The following is a 21,746-nucleotide window of genomic DNA, read 5'->3' on the forward strand; positions in this document are numbered from 1 at the left end:
ACGGCCCCGGCCTCTCGTAATGCCACGCATCCCGCATCCCACATCGCGTGGTCGGCACCATGTCCCACTGCCACGGCCCGGGTCTCGGCCTACGATGAGGGGATGGACCAGCGGCCACTGTCGTTCAGCCAGGAAGCACTGTGGTTCCTCTGCCGACTCCAACCGGACAGCCCTTTCTACAACATGTCGCGCGGCTACCGGCTGTGCGGGGCGCTGGAGCGACAGGCGCTGGAGAACGCGTTCGCCGATGTGGTGCGCCGGCACGCCATCCTGCGTTCGAGGATCGTCGAGCGCGATGACCGCCCCGAGTTGATCGTCGATCCGCCGCAGTCTCGCTGGACCTTCGAAACGGCCGACGTGAGCGCGCTGCCGGCGTCGAAGCGGCAGGCAGAAGTGGCACGGCTCAACCTCGAGCTCGCACGGCGCCCGTTCGACCTCGCTCGCGACCTCCCCGTCCGCGCCCGGCTGACGCGTCTGGACGAGACCGAGCACTTATTACATGTGGTGTTCCATCACATCGTTGCCGACCGATGGTCCCTGGACCGCGTCTTCGCCCCCGAGCTCGCCCGGCGGTACGCCCACCACCTCGCAGGCGACGCCGCGCCCATGCCGGAACTCACCACCCAGTACTGGGACTTCGCCCGGCGGCAACGTGAGGAACTGACCGAGGAGAGGCGTCGGAGCCGGCTCCGCCACTGGTGGGATTCGCTGATCGGCGCCCCGGCGGTGCTGGAGGTGCCCGGCGACCGGCCTCGCCCCCCGACGCGGGCGTTCCGAGGCGAGACGTACGCCTTCTCGCTCCCGGACTCCCTGGTGAAGGGAGCCCACGAGCTGTCGCGGCGGTCCCGCACGACAATGTTCATGACCATGCTGACGGCGTTCGCCGGGGCCGTGGCGCAGGCCGGCGGCACCGATGACCTGATCATCGGCGTACCGGTGATGAGCCGGGGAAGGTTCGACCACCCCGAACTGATCGGCATGTTCGTCAACACGCTGCCGCTCCGCATCGACCTCCGCGGCGGCCCGCCCGTTCTGGCCGCGCTCAAGCGGGTACGGTCGGCGGTGCTCGGGGCGCTCGGAAACGGTGAGCTTCCGTTCGAGCAGATCGTCGCGGGGCTGGACATCGACCGTGACCTCTCCCGCAACCCGCTCATCCAGGTCGTGTTCCAGTTCGAGGACGTGCCGCCGGGGGCGCGGTTCACCGGGCCGGAGCCCTTCGCGGAACCGGTCGGCGTCTCGTCGAAGTCGATCCGCTTCGACCTCGAACTGCATATGTGGCTGCGGCCCGATGGCGGTGTCTCGGGCAAAGCCGCCTACGCCACGGATCTCTACGACCGGGACACGATCGCGGCCCTGGTGCGCCGGATCGAGAGAATTCTGGGGGCGATGGTCGCGTCCCCCGACCAGCCACTGCCGGGTGTGGCGGCGCCGTCGCACGGGTCGGCCACGACCGTGCCGCGAGTGCGCCGCCTGGATGATCAGCCGGATGTGGCCGTGTCCGCGCCGGACTCCGTCGCGCGGCCACTGACCCCCGCGGAGCGTCTGGTGCTGGACGTCTGGCAGGAGGTGCTGGACGTCACCGGCATCCGTCCCGGCGACAATTTCTTCCACGTCGGGGGCAGTTCGCTGCGTGCCACCCGGGTCGCCGCCCGGCTGCGCCAGCGACTGGATCTGGAGGTGCCGCTGCGCCTGCTGTTCCAGCACCGCACCGCCGAGAAGCTGGCGGCGGCCCTGCCGGCCGCGCCGAAAGCGGCGGGCGGCGAACTCACCGGCATCTCCCGGCCCGCCATGCCACCGCTCTCCTTCGGCCAGGAACGGCTGTGGTTCCTGGACCAGTTGGTGCCGGGTAGCACCGCCTATGTCATGGGCACCGGGTTCCGGCTCGTCGGCGACCTCGATCCGGTGGTGCTCCGGCGCGCGCTGGACGAACTCGTCCGGCGCCACGAAATCCTGCGGACGTCCTTTCCCCTGGACGCGTCCGGGCGCCCCTGGCAGTCGGTCGCGTCGGCCATGCCGGTGGAACTGCCGGTGGTGGAGGTGTCCCAGGCCACCGACAAGGACATCACCGACGAGAACATCACCGATGCGGTGGTCCGCCTGGCCCGGGAGCGTGTCGAAGGAGGCTTTCCGCTGGCGTCCGGCCCACTGCTGCGGGCCACGCTCTTCCGCGTCACGCCACGGCTGCACGCACTCGCCCTGCACCTACACCACTCGGTGGGCGACGCGGTCTCCCTCAACCTGATCGCCCGTGAAATCTCCGCCCTCTACACCGCCTTCGCCCAAGGGACGCCGCCGGCTCTGCCCGAGCCGCCACTCCAGTACGCCGACTACGCCACCTGGCAGCGGCAGCGGGCCCAGGGCGCCGAGGCCGAACGGGAGATCGCCCACTGGCGGCGCCGGCTGGCCGGACTGACACCGCTCGACCTGCCCACGGACCGGCCGCGCCCGGCAGTGCAGAGCCTGACCGGCGGAAGGTACTCCTTCGTCCTGCCCCAGGACCTGACCCGGGCGATGGCGCGGTCCGGCGAGGGCGAGGACGGCACACCGTACCTCGTCATGCTCGCGGCCTGGGCCGCGCTGCTCGCCCGGTACTGCGACCAGGACGACGTGTGCGTCGCCACGCCCGTCGACAACAGGACCCGGCCGGAGCTGGAACAGCTGGTCGGGTTCTTCGCCGACACCGTCGTCATGCGGATCGACCTCGGCGGCGACCCGTCCTTCCGTGAGCTGCTGCACCGCGTGCGCGACACCTTCCTGGAGGCTCACGAGCACCGGAACGTGCCCTTTGAACGTCTGGTGGCGGAACTCCCCGTGGAGCAGGACGCCAGTCGCAACCCACTGGCCCAGGTGGCCCTGGTCCTCCATGACGACCGTGTGCCGGCCACCGTCCTGGGGCCGGTGCGCGCCGAGCCGTTCGGCCTGTCCAACCCGGCCACGCGGTTCGACCTCGAACTGCATGTGCGTACCGAGGCGGACCGGACCCGCTGCCTGCTCACCTACGCGGCCGACCTGTTCGACGAGAAGACCGTCGCCCGGATGGCCCGGCACCTGGTGAATCTGCTCGGCGCGGCCGTCGCCGACCCGGAGCGGCCGGTGTCCCGGCTGGATCTTCTGGAGCCCGAGGAGCGGCACGAACTGCTCGTGTCGTTCAACGACACCGACATGGACCTCGGCGGTTTCGCCGCGCTCCATGAACTGGTGGAGGAGCAGGTACGCCGTTCGCCGGAGGCACCGGCCGTCGTCTTCGGCGACCGTGTGCTCAGCTACTCCGCACTCGACGCCGGTGCCGATCGCCTCGCCGCACACCTGCGGGACCTGGGCGCCGGTGCCGAGCGCATCGTGGCCGTCTGCCTGGAGCGGTCCTTCGACCTCGTCACGGCGCTCCTGGCGACGCTGAAGTCCGGGGCCGCTTTCATGCCGCTGAGTCCGGACGACCCGCCGGGGCGCCTCGCCGCGCTCCTCGGCGACGCGTCCCCCGCCGTCCTGGTCACCTCCGAGTCGCTGCGACGGCGACTGCCCGTGGACCTGCCGGTGGCGGTCGTCGACGCGGTCGGGGCCCAGGAGCCGCGGTCACCGGCGCCTCGGACGGCGGTCGAGCCGCGCCGGATGGCGTATGTGCTGTACACGTCCGGGTCCACCGGGAAGCCGAACGGGGCCGTCAACACCCACGAGGGCATCGTCAACCGGCTGCGCTGGATGCAGGCCCAATTCCCGCTCGACGCGGGGGACGCCGTCCTCCAGAAGACGCCGGTCACCTTCGACGTCTGCGTCTGGGAGTTCTTCTGGCCGCTGATCAGCGGGGCCCGGCTGGTTCTGGCCGAGCCCGGCGGACATCGCGATCCGGACTACCTCGCCCGGGTCATCCGGGAGCAGCGGATCACCACGGTGCACTTCGTACCGTCGATGCTTCACCTGTTCCTGGCCCGGCCCGGGGTCGAGGAGGCCACCGCGACCCTGCGCCGGGTGCTGTGCAGCGGGGAGGCGCTGGACCCCGCGTTGCAGGAGCGGTGCCGGCGCAGGATCGCCGCCGACCTGTACAACCTGTACGGCCCGGCGGAGGCCGCGGTCGATGTGGCCTTCTGGCGGTGCCGGCGCGGTCCCCGGCCGGATACCGTGCCCATCGGCCACCCGATCGCCAACACCCAGCTCTATGTGGTCGACAGGCACCTTCAGCCGGTGCCGGCGGGCATACCGGGCGAGCTGTGCATCGGCGGTGTCGGCGTGGGCCGTGGTTACCTCGGGCGCGACGCCCTGACCGAACTCCGCTTTCCGCCCGACCCGTTCCGCCCCGGTCCCGGCCGACGGCTGTTCCGGACGGGTGACCGGGCGCGCCACCGCCCCGACGGGGCGCTGGAGTTCCTGGGCCGCCGCGACGACCAGGTCAAGCTGCGCGGAGTCCGGATGGAACTCGGCGAGATCGAGGCGGCCCTCACCGCCCACCCGGCGGTGGAGACCGCGGCCGTGGCGCTGCGTGAGGACACCCCCGGCGGTCCGCGGCTGGTGGCCTACACCGTCCCCGAGCCGCGGCGGGCGGGCGTGCCACGGCGCCTGGCGGGTATGGACCGCACCGGCCGCGCCACAGGGCGGCACAGGACCGTGCTGCCGGACGGTACGCCGGTGTTCCACCAGAACGGCGGCGAGACCGCGTTCATGTACAGCGAGATCTTCACGGCCCGCACCTACGCTCCGCCCGGTGCCCGGCTGCCGGACCGCGCGGTGGTCTTCGACGTCGGCGCCAACATCGGCCTGTTCAGCCTCTTCGCGCACCGCGACTGCCGCGACCCGGTGGTGTACGCCTTCGAACCCGTGCCCCAGGTGTGCGACATCCTGCGCCTCAACGCCGAGCTCCACGGCATCGACGCGCGGGTGTGCGACAAGGCGCTGGGTGACCGGCCGGGGACCGCCGAGTTCACCTTCTACCCCGCCGTCTCCCTGCTGTCCGGCCGATACGCCGACGCCCGGCTCGACCGGCGGCGGGTGCGTACCATCGCGTCGAGGGATCTCGGGCCGACCGCCACCGGACGGGATGTGGAGGACATGCTCGACGCGCGGCTCGGCGCGACGCGGATGACCCGGCCCGTCCTCACCTTGTCGAGCGTCATCGAGGAGCAGGGGATCGCCCGGATCGACTTGCTGAAGATCGACGTCGAGCGCGGCGAACTGGACGTGCTGGCCGGGATCGCCGACGGCCACTGGCCACTGATCCGGCGGATCGCGATCGAGGTGGACGACGCCGACGGCCGACTGGCCACCGTGCTCGACCTGCTGCGGTCGCGCGGCTACACCGTGGCCGTGGACGACGGCACCGGTCAGGCGGCCGACGGGCTGTGCGTGGTCCACGCCTCGCGTGAGCCCGCCGGGCCGCAGGGGACCGGCGGGGGTGACGCGCCGGGCACCGACCCGGGCCGGGAGGACGAGGCCGGCCGGCCGCCGGGGGGACACCACGGTGACCCCGAGGAGAGGTACACCAGCCCCGACCGGCTCGCCGACGGCCTCATCGCGTTTCTGCGCCACCGACTGCCGCTGCCCATGGTGCCCTCGTCCCTGGTGTTCCTCGACGAGCTGCCCCTTTCACCCAACGGCAAGACCGACCGCCGCGGCTTGCCCGCGCCGGGCGACCGGCCGGAACAGCGCGGCGCGGTGTCCCCGCGCGACGACACGGAGCGCACCCTGACGGAGTTGGCACAGGAGCTGCTCGGCGTGTCGCCGGTGGGCGTGACGGACGACTTCTTCACCCTGGGCGGCCACTCGATCCTCGCCGCACAGCTGATGGCCCGCGTCGAGACCGCGTTCGGCCGCCGTGCCTCCCTGGCCGCCTTCCTGAAGGAGCCCACGGTCGAGCGGCTTGCCGGATCGCTGCGCGGGGACCCGCCCCCGGGTCCGGTCCCCGACGGTGTCGTACGGCTCCGCGCGGGCACCGGCGACCAGCCGCCGCTGTTCCTCTTCGCACCGCTGGGCGGCGGAGTCCTGTGCTACCGGGATCTGGTCCGGCACCTTCCGCCGGGGCCCGCCGTGTACGGGCTGCGTGCCCCCGGCCTGGACGAGGGCACCAGCCCCGAGAACGACCTGGCGCGGCTGGCCGCCCGTCAGGCGGCGATCGTCCGGCGCGTGTGGCCGAGCGGACCGTATCGGCTGGCCGGCTGGTCGTTCGGTGGTGTTGTCGCGTTCGGGGTCGCGTGCGAGCTCGCCCGGGAAGGACTGCGCGTCGAGCCACCGGTGCTGATCGACAGCTATCCGGTGGTCGAACCGGCCACGGCCGGCCAGAGGGCGGCCGAGTTCGTCGCCACGCTCGCCCGAGAACGAGGACTGCCGACCCCGCCGACACCACAGCGGTCCGCCGCCGTCCAGGGTGGCGACCCGCTCGGATGGATCTTCGGCCGGCTGCGGGAGATCGGCGTGCCGCCGCGGGAGATCGACGAGGAGGAGGTCGCCCGGTACTGGCGAGTCTTCGACGCGGCGGCACGGGCCGCCGAGCGGCACCGGCCCACCCGCTTCCCCGGACCGCTCCTGCTGCTGCGGCCGCAGCGCCCGGGACGGCCGCAGGCCGGTCCGGCGGGCGGCTGGGGCACTCTGGCCGACGGCGGGGTGGAGGTGCGCCGGGTGCCGGGCGACCACTTCACGGTCCTGGGCGCCGACGCCGCCGCGGAACTCGGCAGGACCCTGAGCCCAGGACCCTGACCCGCTGACAGGGCGTTGGCGGCGGCCAGGGTCTGGGCATCGACGTGGTCAGCCCTCCTGCTCCCGCAGGGCGGTGGCGAGAGCCCGTACCGTCGGATGGCGGTACAGCGCGCGCAGCGGAAGCCTGCGTTCCAGCCGCCGGGCGACCTCGTGCTGCAACCGTGCGGCGAACAGGGAGTTTCCGCCGACCTCGAAGAAGCTCTCCTCACGGCCGATGAACCCACGGCCCAGGACGTCGCAGACGACACGGGCGATATCGGCCTCGAGCCCCGCCTTCGGCGGCTGGGTCCGTGAGGGATCACCGCTGCCGATCGCCAGGCGCGCCAGGGCCGTGCCGTCGATCTCTCCGGCCGGGGTGCGCGGCAGGGTCGGCACGGAGGCGACGCGGACGGGCACACCGCCGCCGGTGACGCCTGTCGCGGCCCTCAGCACGTCTTCGGCCCGCGCCCCGCCTGTGTAGCCGAGGAGAACGGCCGGCCGGGTCGCCGCGTCGGCCAGCAGCGGGCTGATGTCCGGGTTGTGCGCGTCCAGACCGATCAGCAGGTGGCGTTCGGCGCCGGCGCGTGCCAGGAGCAGCGAGCCGAGGCCCTGTTCCGGTGTGATCGGGCGGAATCCGCGGGCCGCCGCGGCGGCCGCCATCGGCCCGTCGGCGTTCATGCCGACACCGCTCCACTGGCTCCAGGCGAGCGACCGCACATCACGGCCCCTGGTGCGGGACCAATAGGCGGCGAACGCGTCCTGGAAGCTGCCGGCCGCGGCGTACGCGCCGAAGCCCGTGCCGCCGAAGTAGCCGTTCACCGAGGAGAAGAGCAGGAGGAAAGCGTCCGGTCGGCCGTCCAGCAGGTGTGCCGCCGCGAGCGTGCCCGCCGTCTTGGGCGCGAGGGTCTGCTCGTACTCCTCCAACGGTTCGCGCGCCACCACATGTGCGGTGATGTCGTCCCACTGGTGGCGCAGGGACCGCCCGGCCAGGTGGAGCACTCCCGCCAGCGGCTGCCGCCATGCCTGCTCGGCCCTGGTCACCGCGTCGCCCAGCGCGTCGGCGTCGGTCACGTCGGCGCGCTCGTAGCGGATCTCGCCCTTGCACGCCGGCGGCAGCGGGGAGGCAGCGGGCGTCTTGGCGGCGTCCCGGCGGCCGAGCAGCAGGACCTTGGCGCCGTACGCGGTCGCCAGGTGGTGTGCGATCTCCTGGCCGATTCCGCCGAGGCCGCCGGTGATGGCGTACATCCCGCCTTCGCGGAACGCGTCGCCGGGACGAGAGGCGGCCGGCACGGCGATCGGCCGGAGCCTGGCGGCCAGGCGCCGCCCGGCGGCGTAGCGCGTCAGCGTCTCCCCGGGGGAGGCGAGTTCGGCGCGGATCGCGGCGATCAGGGCGGCGCGTCCCGCGTCGTCGGCCACGTCGATCAGGCGGGTCACCCCCGGTCCACGCTCGGTCGCCACGCTCCTCACCAGCCCGGTGAGCGCTCCGTTGGCGAGCGCCCCCGGGGCCGTCAGCGCGGGCGAAGCCGCCTCCGGAGCGACGGGGAGCCGGGTCGCCACCAGGAGCGCGGCGTTCGGCCATGAGCTGTCGGCCAGGGCCCGGACCAGCCTCGCCACGGACAGCGCCCCACGGCGCAGGCCCCCGGGGACGTCCTCGGGGGCGTCCCCGGCGAGCGACCAGGCGTGGACGATCCCATCCAGTTCCGGGTGTTCGCGCGCGACGGCCGCCAGCAGCTCTCGGTAGCCGGCTTCGTCCTCGGGGTCCAGCCGATAGCCGTCCGCGTCCTCACGCAGGCCGCAGGGCCCGTCCGCCGGGCGGACGAGGATCACCGGGCCGGGCGTCTGCGCCGCCGGTGCCCCGGCCAGGAGACCGTCCCCGTCGAAGACCAGAAGGGGACGTGCATCGGGGGTCCTCGCGGGGTGTGCGGGACCGCGCAGCGGGATCTCTTCCCACACCGGGGCGTAGAACCAGGGCGGCACGGTGCGCGGACCTTCCTCGACGACTTCCAGACGGCGAAGGCGCTCGTCGAAGGAGCCGGCGGTGTAGGACGCCAGGAGCTGTCCGCGCTGGATCTTGCCTGAGACGGTGCGCGGAAACTCCTCCGCGGCCAGCGGTACGACACGGTACGGAGCGAGGCCGGTCCGCGCGGCGACGCCGGTCGTGATGGCGCGGACGAGGTCCGCTTGATGTAAGAGGCCGTCGTCATCGGCCCGTTCGGGCCCCTCTGGCCGACCGGGCTGCCCGGTGGTGTCGGGCGCGGGGTCGGGTACGAAGAAGACCAGCAGGCGGTCGGTGCCGATGTCGGGGGAGAAGAGTCCACAGGCCGCCGCCGAGGACGGTGCGACGCCCGGGATCGAGGTCACGACGTCCTCGATCTCGTGACAGAAGTAGTTCGCCCCGTTGACGATGATCAGGTCGCGTTCCCGCCCGGCGATGACGAGGCCGCCGTCCCAGACGAAGCCCAGGTCTCCGGTCCGGAACCAGCCGTCGGCGGTGTACGCCTCGGCGTTCGCCTCCTCGTTGCCGAAGTAGCCGGTCATCATGGTCTCGCCGCTCACTTCCAGCCGGCCCACGCGGCCGCGCGGCACCACCGCCCCGTGCGCGTCGACGATGCGCAGCAGGGCTCCGGGCACGGGCTCGCCGACCGAGGTGAAGGTGACGGTCCGGGGGGAGCCCGGCCGCGCGGGCCGCAGATCCCCGCCCAGGGAATCCTGGTCGACCACGACCACGCCGAGGGTCCGGTCGTCGCGCGACAGCGGGGCGTGGGTGACCGCGGAGGCCGTTTCCGACATGCCCCAGACGACCATCATGGCGTCGGGGCGCAGACCGTGGCGGGCGAGGAGGGTCAGAAAGGTGTGCGCGGTGCCGCTGACGACCGGCTCCCCGCCGTTGTAGATCACCCGCAGCGAGCTGAGGTCCCACCGGCCTTCGGCGATTTCGTCGGCGTGCCGGTTGACCAGCGCGAAGGCGAAGTTGGGGGCCGAGATGTTGGTGACGCGGTAGCGATCGATCCAGTCGAGCCAGTTCAGGGGGCGGGCGGCGAACATGTCGGGGGTGACGTTCACCTGGGCGCAGCACAGGAACACATCCCGGGTGTGTGCCATCACCGAGCCCATCACATGGTCCATCGCGATCCAGTTGAGGGTCACGTCGTTCTCGGTGAGCCCGTTCACCACGGCGTCTCCCCAGGTGCGGGCCACGATGCTGTGGTGGTTGTGCCGTACGCACTTGGGCAGTCCGGTGCTGCCCGACGTGAGCAGGTTGAGCGCGGGGCTGTTCGGCCGCGCCGCGAACCAGTCCCGGTCCCTGCGGTCGGTCATGACGTCGGCGATGGCGGCCACCCGGACGCCTGCGTCCCACTGCCCTGACAGGGCCTCCGCCAGCTCAGCGGCGTCGAGGTCGGTGAGGATCAGCGGACGGCCCAGCAGCGACCAGGTGTTGCGGAGCTTGCCCGAGCCCCGTTCCGCGTCCGGGACCACGGCCAGCGGGGCGGGAAGGAATCCGCCGAGGACGCAGGCCCAGAAGGCGGTCACGAAGGAGTGGTTTGCGTCGAACTGGAAGAGGACCGACTCGCCCGCGCGCAGACCGAGCGCGCGCAACCCGGCCAGGGCGCGCTCGGCGTCGGCGAGGAGCCTGGGGTAGGTCACCTGGACACTGGTGCCGTGCCGGGTCAGGAAGGTGATCCCTCGGTCCGGTGCCGTAGCGGCGGCCCTGGCGAGGGCCGCCTGAAGGGTACGCGGGTGGTCGTCGGGCAGGCCGAGTGAGCGTGAGCCGAGGACGGAGGGCTCCCGGGCGCCGCCCTCGGCCGGTGTTCCGCCGTCGGGGGCCGCGGCTGCGGCTTCGGCGGTGTCGGCGCCCGTCCCCTCCGCCGTCTCCGTCGGCTCCCGCGCCGACACGGTGGGCAGTACGTCGGCGAGGTGCCGGCCGCGCATGGGCAGCGGTACCCGCCAGCCCAGTGCGACCGCGTCGGACACCTGCGGGAGCGTCTGAACGGCCGACTTGATCATGCCGAGCACTTCGGCCGGAACATCGGGCATGTGCGCACGGGGCTCGTTCAACGGTTCTCCTCCTGTCTTCGAGGCGCGGCGGGGCGTCATCGGGTCACTCGCGCATGTCGGCCTTTCCGAGCGGGCCCAGCCAGAAGCAGCCGGTGACGGCGGCCATGAGCACGGCCGTTCCGGCGTACACCACCGCGATACGTCCGGTGACGCCGATGAGCCAGGCGCCGATGAAGGCGCCGATGGGCTGGGCCGACCAGGCGAGCACCTGTCCGGTTGTCTGCACGCGGCCCAGCAGGTGGTCGGGCACGACAGTCTGACGTAGCGTCAGGGTCCTGACGGCGTAGACGGACGGCAGCCCGGCCGCGCACGCCCAGAACACGGCGCCGAGGCGGATGTCGGTGCTGACCGAAAGCCCCAGCACCAGGACGCTCCAGCACATCATCACCCCCAGCGTGGCCGTCGTGAAGGACGCCCGGCGCGCGAGGCGGCTGAAGGTGAACAGCGCGGCGGCGGTGCCCAGAGCCCCGCAGGCGAACAACAGGCCGACCTGCGCGTCGTCGGCTCCGAGCCGCTGGTGGGCGAACAACACAAGCTGGGACGTGACGGTGGAGCCGATCAGGTTGTACAGCGCCGCGTGCAGGGCGATGCCGCGCAGCACCGGGTCGGACAGCACATACCGCAGTCCGGTGCCGATGTCGGAGGCGACGGAGCGCCGCTCCTTCCGTGGCGGGTCGCCGCTGAAGCGGGTGCGGATGGCCAGGAGCAGCGCCGCCGCGAGCCAGAACGAGACGGCGTCGATGGCGAAGACACCGGTGACCGGTAATCCGCCGCCGATCAGCGCTCCCGCGAGCAGGGGCCCGGTGACCTGCGCCGCCGCGTAACCGGCGCGCAGTTTCCCGTTGGCGTCCGCCAGTTCGTCCCGGGACACCAGACTGGGGATCGCCGTGCTCTCGACCGCGGAGGAGACGATCCCCAGAGAGGTGTTGACGAACGCGACCGCGTACACGGCCCACACGGTCAGTACGTCCAGGCCCGCGAGGACCGGCAGGACCGCGATCGTCAGCCCCCGGGCCACCACCGCGCCGACCAGCGCGCGGCGGCGGTCCACCCGGTCGACCCAGGCGCCGATCACCAGGCCGAACAGTACGTAGGGCAGGAACCCGGCGACGGTGGTGAGCGCGAGGTTCATCGCGGAGCCGGTGAGCCTGAACACCAGCAGCGGCAGACCGAAGGCCGTGAAAGACGATCCGACATTCGATATCGTCTGGCTGATCAGAAACAGCCGGTAGTCGCGCCGCCGCGGCATGGTGCCAACCTACATGAGGCGATCGGGGCGTTCGAGACCCAGCGAAAAGGCAGGGCCGTACATGCCTTCTTCCCAGCGGGAGTCCACGGAGTCCACCGTCACCATCGGCGAACGCATCGGGCAGCTGGCCGCCGAACACCCGGCCGCCACCGCCGTCCTGTCGGTGGCGCCGAACGGCGATGCGTCGGAGCTGACCTGGTCCGAGCTCGAGCGGCTGACCAACTCCGCGGCGCGCGGACTCGCCGAGCGCGGTGTCACCCCGGGGAGAACGGTGGCGGTGGCCCTGCCAGCCGGTCTGGACCATGTGGTGGCGACTGTCGCCGCCTGGAAACTCGGCGGCCTCGTGGTGCCGCTCGATCCGCAGGGAACGGCGGCCGAGCGCGCCGCCCTCGGCGCCGCGATCGGCGAGCACGTCCTGATCGGCGACGTCGAGGGGGCGGCTGTACGGCCGGGGTGGTGGCGCGAGCGCCGGCACGGCGACACTCCGCTCCCGCGGCAGGGCACGCCGCGGTCCGCCACGCTGACCGGCGGTACGACGGGGCTGCCACGGGTGATCGTGCGCCCGCGGCCGTGGACGTACCGGCCGGGCGACTGGGAGGCGCGGCACGACAAGGCGCAGGGCATGCGGCTCGGTCAGACGCAATTGCTGGTCCTGCCGCTTTACCACACCGGGTTCCAGGCGCTGTACCAGGGCCTGGCGCTCGACCACCGGGTCATCATCATGGAGCGGTTCCACCCGTCGCTGTTCCTGAAGCTCGTACAGGAGCACCGGGTCAGCTATGTGCGGATGGTGGCGGCGATGATGCGGATGCTGCTCGATGTGCCGGGGCTGAGGGACTACGACCTGTCCAGCATCGAGACACTGCACCACGGCGCGGGCCCCTGCCCGGAGAAGGTCAAGCGGGCCTGGCTGGGGCTGATCGAGCCCGGGCGGGTGTATGAGATCTACGCCAGCCAGGAGCGGGTCGGCAGAACGGTGATCCGGGGCGACGAGTGGCTGAAACGCCCCGGCAGCGTCGGCCGTCCGACCGGCTGCGAGATACGGATCTACGACGAGGGCGGGCGGCAGCTGCCGCCCGGTGAGGTCGGCGAGGTCTTCATGCGGACACCGGGTGTCGGGCAGCCGAACTACCTCGGCGACGGACCGCCCCTGCCCGAGCGGGACGGCTTCCTCACCGTCGGCGACCTCGGCCACCTGGACGCCGACGGCTACCTCTACCTCGTGGACCGCAAGAGCAACGTGATCAACGTGGGCGGGAGGAACGTCTACCCCGCCGAGGTGGAGGCGGTGTTGCTGGAGATGCCCGGCGTCGCCGACGCCGTCGTCACCGGAAGGCGGCACGAGTACCTGGGACAGGCGGTGCACGCGCTCGTCGTACCGTCCGACCCGGCGGATCCGGTCACCACCGCGGCCGTCGACGCGTACTGCCGTGAACGGCTGTCCGACGCCAAGGTGCCGATGACATGCCAGATCGTGGCGAGCGTTCCGCGCCAGAGCAGCGGCAAGGTGCGCAGGGCCGAACTCGGGGAGCGCTGACCTGGCGGCGCCGGGCGGGTCCTGCCGGATCACGGCGGGCGGGTCCTGGCAGATCACGGTTCATCTCCGCCGCAGGCGCGTGGTGCGCAGGAACGCCGGATCGATGCGGGCGCCGGCCCCATCACCCCTCGCCTGGGTGGCGGTCACCGGAACCATGGCGAACGGCTGCCCGGGACCGAGCAGCGGTGAGTACACAGGGACGAAGCACTGGTCCCGCAGCGCCACCGCGAACTCGCGGGAGACGACGCCCCGGGCGTCGATGGCGCCCGTGGCGTGCGCGGACGACAGGGCGGTGCCGCCCAGCAGGTTGAGACCGATTCTGCCGGGCATGGGCCGCAGCGACGCCTGGACTCCACCGGGAACGAGCTTGGAGCGGTAGCCGGTGCGGGCGTCGGCGTGCCAGGTGGCGACGTACCTGAGGGCGTCGTCCCACGCGGTGGTCAGGACCTCCTTGCGCGCCGCGATGACTTCGGGCGCCGCGCAGTCCTTCGCCAGGTTGTACAGGTCCGCGTAGACCTCGCTCCACCACGATCCGGCGGCCGGCACGGTGCCGGACGTCCGCACGGAGAAGACCAGCGACCGGAACAGATCGGTGAAGTTGCCCCGCGGGTCGCGCACATCCGCCTCGCGGAGCGCGCGCAGCGGCCCGGAGGTGATGTCGAGGCCGCGCAGGGCAGCGCGGTACTCGGCCAGGATACGGGCCCGCAGGGCCCGGTGGGCGGTCACGAACGCGGTGCCCTGGTGCCGTTCCGCGAGTTCGTCGTAGGCGACGATCTCGACGACTTCGCCGGACAGGCCCGCGGCCCCCGCGTACCTGCTCATGGTGAGCATGCCCTCCTCGAGCTTCGCGGGCGGATGGGCGCGGTAGTGCTGGTTGTCCGCCGCCAGGAAGAAGAACAGGCCGGGGGAGTACACCTGATGAACGGCCTCCATGAGTTCCAGGAGGCGGACCAGCATCGCCAGTTCGGCGAGATCGGGAAGGTCGCCGACCGCCTTGAGCTTGCTGTGGGCGAACTTGTTGGGGAAGAACACCATGGCCATGGGGACCGGTGCGCCGCGCCGTACGAAGGGGAGCATTTCCCGCAGCGCCAGCTCGGGCGGGTAGTGGGAACTGGGGCCGTGCTTGAACTGTTTGCGTTGCAGGATGTGATGCACCAGGCGCACGGTCCGCTCGGCGTCGGTCGGCGACCTGCTCAGCCGGCGCCCCAGCGTGTCCCGGGCGGCGCGGGCGGTGCGGTCGGCATTGCGCCGGGCGGCCGCGACCAGATGGTCGACGAACAGCCGGGTCTCCTCGCCGCTCCACCGTACGGCGTGCTGTTCGATCGCCGGGTTGTACCGCAGCGCATCCAGCCGCAGGGACGACAGCGACCTCGCGGTCGGCAGTGTCGGGGCGGGAGGTGTGCTGACCTGAGTGGCGGCCGGCGACTGCCTTTCCAGGGCCTTCACCACTTCCGGCCCACCCGGCACCTGCGGCGGGGGAGACGAGGGTACGGGCACGTCACCGGACCCGGTGCCGGCGCGGGTGCCCGTGCCTGTGCCCGTGCCCTCGTCATGCCCGACGACGAGCAGCGCGGCTCCCGGGAACTGGCGCGCGAACGACTCCCAGCCGACCGGAGCCCGCACGGTGGGGTCCAGCACCGCCAGGCAGGCGACGACTTCCGCTCGCCGATCCCACCGGGCGAGCGCCGCCGCGGCCGCGGCGGGCCCGGCGCCGTCCGCCGAACGCGGGATCAGCACCGTCGGATCGGGCACCCCGTACCGCGCGAGATCCGCCGCGTACCGAGGGGCCGGGCGGCCTGGCTCGGCCAGGAAGACGGTCTCCCCGCCCGCGTGCCACACGTCCCGGCATAACTGCGGAAGGCCGGGCAGGGCCCGTGCGCAGGCGTCCGTAAGAGGACCGATCAGGACCACGGGCAGTGGCTTGTCCGGACGGACCCGGCACTCCCGGGCCCGATCCTGGAGCCTGGCCAGCAGGCGGGCGAGGGCGCGCTCCTGCTGTTCCGGCACGCTGTGTGCCCATGCGGCCCAGCCCGCGTCCGCCGAGAGCAGGCGTGCGGTGTCCGACCGCAGATAACGCATCTCCGCCGCGAGAACCTCCCTGAACGCCGAGCCCGGGTCCTCACCCGAGTCCGGACGCGCCCGTGAGAAGGCCTCCGCCAGGGCATGCAGCGTGGTGGTGACGGTGGTTGCCGCATTCCTCGACGACCAGGCGGTGAGGGCGCCCAGGTCGGTATCCGACTCCCGCGCCGCGCGCAGGGTCGCCGCGCGACGCGTCATCAGGCCGGCGGCGCCGGAAACGGACAGGCTGTCCATGACCAGGACCCGGCCGGTGGCTGCCAGGTCCGCACGCAGCTCGAAGGCCGTGTCCGGCCCGAGGGGGTCGGCGAACACCAGTCCGTAGCTGTCCAGCGCGGTACGGAAGACCCGTACCAGGGGCCGTACGAAGTACTCGACGACGAAGGTGAGATCGTCCGCCTCGTCGCCGCCCGGACGACTGTCCATGATCTTTCGGAGCAGTCCGGGACAGTTCCTCAGCGCCCTCGTCGTGACGGCCAACGACCCGCCATGGCAGGCCGGATGAGCCGGAACGACCTCGATCGGCCCTATGGTCGCGCAGCCGTCGTCCTCGCTGACCGCGGCGGTCGGGCCACCCGGCGGGCGGAGCGCCGCGTGCAGTCGCAGCACGGGATCGGCCCGGATCAGAAGCCGCGCCAGGGCATACGGCGTCCGAGGCGGAGACGGTCCGGCCGAATCCCCGGAATCTCCATCGGCCCGCGTCGGGACGAGACTGTCACCCATGGGTCCAAGACCTCCCCACGCTCGGTCAACAGGCGCGGCAACGGGATGCACGGGACTGTGTACTATGCCGCAGTCACGCTCATACCATGCCCCATCATCACCACTAGCCAAGAGCGGGTGCTTCTACACCACGCGAGGCCCCCAGCAGCCTCACCGGGAAGACCCGGTTCCGGCACACGGTGAAAGCGGGGTGCCTCGCTGTACCTGCCATCGCGGTCACGCAGCACGTCGTGCGGCGTGCGTCGCACAGCCACCGGCAGGGTGAACAGTTCCCACCCTCCGCGCCGTATATGACAGGGTGAACGCCCGTCACCACCAGCCCGCTGAAGCCCGCCGCGCCACCGTGCCGCGTGATCCCATGACGGGGCACCGGGGCTGTGCCGGGGGATCGCGGACCGATGCCCGTGTGGGGGCGTGTGCGCGGGCCGGTGCGTTCGCGGTGCTCGGCACGGTGCTCGCCACGTTCGGCCACCATGCGATCGCCGGAGGAACGGTGCCGTGGCGGCTGGTGAGCGGCTTGGCCGCGGCGCAGTTCGCGGCGGTGTGGCCGCTGGCCCGGCGCCACCGCCCGCCAACCGGGACGATGCTGTTCACACTGGCGACGCAGGGCGTGCTGCACCTGGCGTTGTCCCGGGCGGACGGCGACACACCGGCGGGGATGCCGGGGCACGCGGCGCACGCCGGTCACCTGACGGCGGCGCCGTGCGACGGGCACGCCTGGCATCACGCCGGGACGGCGATGATGACCGTGCACGCTCTCGCCGCGCTGGCCGTGGCCTGGCTGCTGCACCGTGCGGACGCCCGGATGGTGGCCGCGCTGGACACGCTGCGCACCCTGACCAGGGCTGCTGCGGCCGCCCTGGTCCGGGCGCTGCCGCGGCCGGTCACCGGCGCGGGGCGTCAGCTCCGGCTGCCCGGCCGGCAGGCATGGGCCCGCGACGACCTCCCGGTACGGGCGGAAGGGGAGGCGCTGAGGCACGTGGTGGTGCGCAGGGGACCGCCGCAGCCGGAGCACCACCTCCGGTCCCGCACCGGCCCGTCATCCACGGGACCGGTCAATCCCGTAGCAGCAAGGAGTTCCCCTGTGCCCAAGTGCCCGCACCCGCCCGCCCGTACGGGCCGCCGGATCGCACTCGCCGGCGCCGCCGCGCTGACGTCAGTCCTCGCCTTGGCCGCACCGGCCGCCGCGCATGCGGAAGTCGAGGCCGACACCCCGCAGGCCCTGGCCGAGAACGTCACCCTGTCCTTTGTCTCCGAGGCCGAATCCGACTCGGCGGGCTTCCGCGAGCTGCGCATCGTGCTGCCCGACGGTATCGCCCCGGGTGAGGTGAGCCTTGCCGACGCGCCCAAGGGGTGGCGGATGAAGGCCACCGCCGACGGCTACACCGTCGGCGGGCCCGCGCTGAATCCCGGCGTCAACGCCGAACACAAGATCAAGGTGGACCGACTGCCGGATGCGAAGGAGATCGCGTTCAAGACTGTCGAAACCTACGGCGATGGCCAGGTCTCCCGCTGGATCGAACTGCCCCGCGGTGGCGGCGAGCCCGAGCAGCCCGCGCCGGTCCTGAAGCTGAAAGCGGCGGCCGCGGATGCCAAGCCGGCCAGCCCCAGCCCTACGCCGAGCGCGGCACCCGCTGAGGCTTCCCCCGCCACCGCCGGCAGCGCCGCGGAACGGGACGCCACGCCGGCCGCGGAGAAGGCCGCCGGCGAGAGCGACGGCCTGTCCTCCGGTGTGCTGATCGGGGTGATCGTCGCCGTCCTGCTGGTCCTCGCCGGCGGCGTGTGGTGGCTGATCCGGCGCCGGGTCTCCGCGTCGCAGAGCTGAGCGACAGAGCGGTGTGCCGGTGGGGCTGTCTGCCGGCACACCGCGGCTGGTCCGCCGACGCGGCCGGCCACGAGCCCGCCGATCCCACGGCAAACGCCGAGGCCATGACCCCGGATTCGGCCGCGGTACTAACGCCTCCTTCCCAGCAGCGCGTTGAGCTCACCGAAGTCGAGCCCTCCGGCCAGCGACTCGTAGGTCCCCGAGCCCAGCAGCTCCCGCGCGGCGCGGCGGACCACGGCATGCGCGGCCTGGGTGATGCCCGACCCGACGCTCACGCGCGCGACGCCGAGCGCGGCCAGCTCGGCGACCGGAGGCGCCCCGGGGCCCGCCATCACGTTGAGCGGACCGTCGATGCCCTCGGCGAGCGCCTTCACGGCCACCGGGTCGACAACCCTGGGGACGAAGATCCCGTCGGCGCCCGCGGCGAGGAAGGCGGCTGCCCGTTCCAGGGTGAGGTCCACTCCACCCGCGCCCCTGAGGAAGGTGTCGATCCGGGCGTTCACGAACAGCGGCACCCCTGCCTCGTCCGCGGCCTCGCGAGCGGCGGCGAGGCGCTCGGCCTGCTCGGCGACCGGCCGCAGCGGGTCCGCGCCGCTCCCGTACAGCGCATCCTCCTCGTACAGCGCGTCCTCGATGTTCACGCCGACCGCGCCCGCCGCGATCACCGCGCGGATCGTGTCGCCGACACCGGCCGAGTCCCGCGCGTAGCCACTCTCGATGTCGGCGGTCACCGGCACCCGGACCGCGTCGACGATGCGTGCGACGGCGTCGAGGGCCCGGTCGCGGTCCAGCCGGTCGCCGTCCGCCGCTCCCAGGGCCCAGGCCAGCCCCGCGCTCGTGGTCGCCACCGCGCCGGCCCCGGCATCCTCGACGATGCGGGCGCTCGGGGCGTCCCAGGCGTTCGGCAGGACGAGCGGACGCCCGGGGACGTGGCGGGACCGAAGGGCAAGGGCCTGGTCACGGAGGACGTGATTCTGCGTCATGCGGATCAGTCAACCAGCCGGACCCGGGCGACGGCTGGCAGGAATACGACGGCAACCTGGCCGTCGCCGGCCCCCGCGCCAGGGGTTCGGCACGAACCCTGATGAAAACCTCACGCACTCGATCGATTACCCTTTGTGTTCGCTTGGGTTGGGTCGGTCTCTCCGAGCAGCCGCTCCGTGTCGGATACCGGAGCGGTGCTCTTGGTGTTGCTGGCCGCGCTCCTGCATGTTCTGGGCTGTGCGCACGGTCCGACGGCGACCGCCGCGGTTCGGGCGGACGCCCTGGTACTGGCTTCCTCCGCCGCTTGCGGACAGGCCCCAGCGGAGTCACAGGGGCCGGCAGTCCACCGGTCGGCTCCGACGGACCATCATGTGGCGCACTGCTGGGGTCCGGACGAGCCGAGTGGCCAACCGCCGCGCGAGATCGACGTGGCCGGGCCGCAGATCCCCGAAGCCGCGGCCGCTGGACCCAGCGACGCCCACCCCGTCGGCGCACCCTTGGCTTCTCACCCGCCTCACACGACGCACGGTGCGTCATCGGCGGGGCGTACGCGAGCTCGTATCGGCGTGTGGCGGACCTGATCGGGCCGTCGCCGCGCCGCCCGTGCGGGGACGGCGCGCAAGCCGGTGCTGGGCCTGTTCGCCTCGGGTAATGTGCCCACCGAGTGGACCGGCAAGACGGCAGCGGTCGGCGGCACGGACCCGCAGCGGTGCGCGACCTCGAACCCCAACCGCCCGTCGACCACGCCGAGTCTGGCCGACTCCGCCACCAAGTCGATCGAGCCAGATCGGCGAGACTGCCGCCTTCGACCGGGCCGTGAAGGTGGCCCGCGACTACGCCGCCAAGCACCCCGACACGCTCGTCGTCACCACCGCCGACCACGGCCACACCAGTCAGATCGTCCCGCTGGAGGCCACCCCGCCCGGTCTGTCCTCCACCCTCATCACCAATGAGGGCCAGCAGCTCAAGGTCAACTACTCCACCAACACCCCGGGCCAGTCCCAGGAGCACACCGGCACTCAGGTACGCATCGCCGGCCAGGGGCCGCAGGCGTACCGCGTCCTCGGTGTCACCAACCAGACCGACCTGTTCGCCACCATCCGCGTGTCCCTGAGCCTGCGCTGATCGCATGTTCCCAAGGAGGGGAGGCCGGTGGCCTCCCCTCCGTCGGTATGCCCGGCATGAGCGAGAATTGGCAATTCCTGCCTCCCGCCGGCGTGGCCGCAGCGAGCCCCTGCGAGCTCGCCCGTCAGCCGGGGCTCGGCCCTTGCACGACCGCCGCCTCCCGGCTCGCCGCCGCCTCGTCGATGCCGCACCGGTACAAGTGCACCGGCTTCCCGGGCGTTGAGGTGATCGCGACCTGGCGAGAGGGTGACCGGCGGAGCCGGGCCCGGACCCGGTCCGGCTTGACCTGAGCAAAGCGCCGGTGGACCGTGGGGTCGAGAATCGGTCAGGGCCGCTCCTCGGCGGTTTCCCCGAGGTCGAACTCCACCAGGCCGTGCTGCTGGCCATTGACCTGAAGCTGCACGGCGTGGGTTCCGGGGTAGTAGACCCGGGTGCTGATGGGGCGAAAAGAGTGCCGGCGAGCCACGTCGGCGGATTCACCAGGGGCCAGGCTGCGTTTGGTGAGTTTGAACACCTTGGGTGCCAGCTTTCCGTTCGCCTTCTTGTGGTGGATGACATAGTCGATGGCCAGGGAGACGGGCTGGTCAGAGACGTTCTTGATGTGTGCGGTGAAGGCGAGGGTGCCGCCTACGGGGATGGCGGTGTCGGCCAGCAGGGGGCCGGTCACCTGGAGGTTTTCGCCGCTGCCGTGGAAGCCGACCAGTTCCAGGGCTTTCGGGTCGCCTTTCTTGATGAGGGTTCGCATGGCGTGGCGTACCAGGGCGGGCGTGGTGGGCGCCGACAGGTGGTCCATCCATCGTGCGGCCGTCCTGGCGGCGAGGTGGGGGTCGAGGCGGGAGATGTCGTTGAGGTGGTTGGCCACCGAGCGGCGTACGTCTGCGGATGTGTCGGTGTGCAGTTCCTCCAGCAGGGGGACGGTGGCTTGGGGGTTGCGGTTGAGTTCGGGGACCTGTCGCGCCCAGGGCAGTTTGGGGCGGGTGCCCTCGCTGGCCAGTCGGCGCACCGCGGGGTCGGGGGAGCCGGTCCACGTCGATGCTGTGGCCAGGGTGCGTTCCAGGTCGGCGTTCAAGAAGGTGCGCAGTGCGAACTCGCTGGTCAGACGCGGGGTGAGCTGTGCCAGCAGGGCGAGGCCGTCGTCGAAGTGCTCGGTGGTGCCAGATGTGGTGGCCGCCGTGGCGACGGCTTCCGTGACGGGCCAGATCATCCAGCCTGTCAGGTCCTCGCGTCGCAGGGCCTTGCGTACGGCGTGCGCAAGGTGCGGGTAGTCGGGGCCGGAGTCGGCGAGCAGGGCGTCGCCCACGGTGCGCGCCCGCTCGCTGAGCCCGAGCGTGCCGAGCGTGGTGGAACTGTCCGAGACGGTCTGCCAGCGCGAGGCGGAGGGCGAGGCGTCCTGGAGGATGGTGGCTAGGTGGCGGATGCTGTCAGGGCTGATCAGCTCATCGGCGGTGGGCACGGATCCTCCAGGGACCGAGGGTTGTTCGGGCGGAACGCTATGGCGTCGGGGCGTGTTTCGG

Annotated in this window: 8 protein-coding genes and 1 pseudogene; 4 read left to right on the forward strand and 5 right to left on the reverse strand. The window is 72.3% G+C overall.

What is annotated here, in order from left to right:
• Positions 1 to 102 precede the first annotated feature (102 nt).
• The gene (locus ACFZDL_RS26830; RefSeq protein ID WP_353593776.1) at positions 103 to 6,678 is read left to right on the forward strand and encodes an amino acid adenylation domain-containing protein; all 6,576 of its coding nucleotides are present in this window, start codon (positions 103 to 105) and stop codon (positions 6,676 to 6,678) included.
• 48 nt (positions 6,679 to 6,726) lie between these two features.
• Here ACFZDL_RS26830 and ACFZDL_RS26835 read toward each other — a convergent pair whose 3' ends face one another.
• Both ACFZDL_RS26835 and ACFZDL_RS26840 read right to left on the reverse strand, forming a co-directional pair.
• Complete coding sequence (locus tag ACFZDL_RS26835) at positions 6,727 to 10,713, reverse strand: SDR family NAD(P)-dependent oxidoreductase (RefSeq protein ID WP_353593777.1); 3,987 nt, start codon at positions 10,711 to 10,713, stop codon at positions 6,727 to 6,729.
• Positions 10,714 to 10,756: 43 nt separating this feature from the next.
• Entirely contained in the window at positions 10,757 to 11,962 is a 1,206-nt protein-coding gene (locus tag ACFZDL_RS26840; protein ID WP_353593778.1) for an MFS transporter, read from the reverse strand.
• Positions 11,963 to 12,023: 61 nt separating this feature from the next.
• Here ACFZDL_RS26840 and ACFZDL_RS26845 point away from each other — a divergent pair, with 61 nt between their 5' ends.
• On the forward strand, positions 12,024 to 13,499 hold the full coding sequence (locus tag ACFZDL_RS26845) for an AMP-binding protein (protein ID WP_353593779.1): 1,476 nt from the start codon (positions 12,024 to 12,026) through the stop codon (positions 13,497 to 13,499).
• A 60-nt stretch (positions 13,500 to 13,559) separates the two neighbouring features.
• On the opposite strand, the gene ACFZDL_RS26850 is transcribed toward ACFZDL_RS26845, so the two are convergent.
• The gene (locus ACFZDL_RS26850; RefSeq protein WP_353593780.1) at positions 13,560 to 16,001 is read right to left on the reverse strand and encodes an L-tyrosine/L-tryptophan isonitrile synthase family protein; all 2,442 of its coding nucleotides are present in this window, start codon (positions 15,999 to 16,001) and stop codon (positions 13,560 to 13,562) included.
• 703 nt (positions 16,002 to 16,704) lie between these two features.
• Here ACFZDL_RS26850 and ACFZDL_RS26855 point away from each other — a divergent pair.
• The gene (locus ACFZDL_RS26855; RefSeq protein WP_353593781.1) at positions 16,705 to 18,123 is read left to right on the forward strand and encodes a DUF1775 domain-containing protein; all 1,419 of its coding nucleotides are present in this window, start codon (positions 16,705 to 16,707) and stop codon (positions 18,121 to 18,123) included.
• 128 nt (positions 18,124 to 18,251) lie between these two features.
• Here ACFZDL_RS26855 and ACFZDL_RS26860 read toward each other — a convergent pair whose 3' ends face one another.
• On the reverse strand, positions 18,252 to 19,106 hold the full coding sequence (locus tag ACFZDL_RS26860; RefSeq protein WP_353593782.1) for an isocitrate lyase/phosphoenolpyruvate mutase family protein: 855 nt from the start codon (positions 19,104 to 19,106) through the stop codon (positions 18,252 to 18,254).
• Positions 19,107 to 19,709: 603 nt separating this feature from the next.
• Here ACFZDL_RS26860 and ACFZDL_RS26865 point away from each other — a divergent pair.
• Positions 19,710 to 20,232: pseudogene (locus ACFZDL_RS26865) on the forward strand (alkaline phosphatase); the annotation flags it as partial.
• A 325-nt stretch (positions 20,233 to 20,557) separates the two neighbouring features.
• Here the strand turns inward: ACFZDL_RS26865 and ACFZDL_RS26870 are convergent.
• The gene (locus tag ACFZDL_RS26870) at positions 20,558 to 21,685 is read right to left on the reverse strand and encodes a DNA alkylation repair protein (protein ID WP_353593783.1); all 1,128 of its coding nucleotides are present in this window, start codon (positions 21,683 to 21,685) and stop codon (positions 20,558 to 20,560) included.
• Positions 21,686 to 21,746: the final 61 nt, after the last annotated feature.

The sequence above is a fragment of the Streptomyces sp. NPDC007917 genome, from assembly GCF_042959105.1.
Taxonomy (GTDB): domain Bacteria; phylum Actinomycetota; class Actinomycetes; order Streptomycetales; family Streptomycetaceae; genus Streptomyces.

What these genes read in the sequence shown, in the direction of transcription:
- ACFZDL_RS26830 (WP_353593776.1), top strand. Translation starts at nt 103, where the DNA reads ATGGACCAGCGGCCACTGTCGTTCAGCCAGGAAGCACTGTGGTTCCTC.
- ACFZDL_RS26850 (WP_353593780.1), bottom strand. Translation starts at nt 16,001, where the DNA reads ATGGACAGTCGTCCGGGCGGCGACGAGGCGGACGATCTCACCTTCGTC.
- ACFZDL_RS26845 (WP_353593779.1), top strand. Translation starts at nt 12,024, where the DNA reads ATGCCTTCTTCCCAGCGGGAGTCCACGGAGTCCACCGTCACCATCGGC.
- ACFZDL_RS26860 (WP_353593782.1), bottom strand. Translation starts at nt 19,106, where the DNA reads ATGACGCAGAATCACGTCCTCCGTGACCAGGCCCTTGCCCTTCGGTCC.
- ACFZDL_RS26840 (WP_353593778.1), bottom strand. Translation starts at nt 11,962, where the DNA reads ATGCCGCGGCGGCGCGACTACCGGCTGTTTCTGATCAGCCAGACGATA.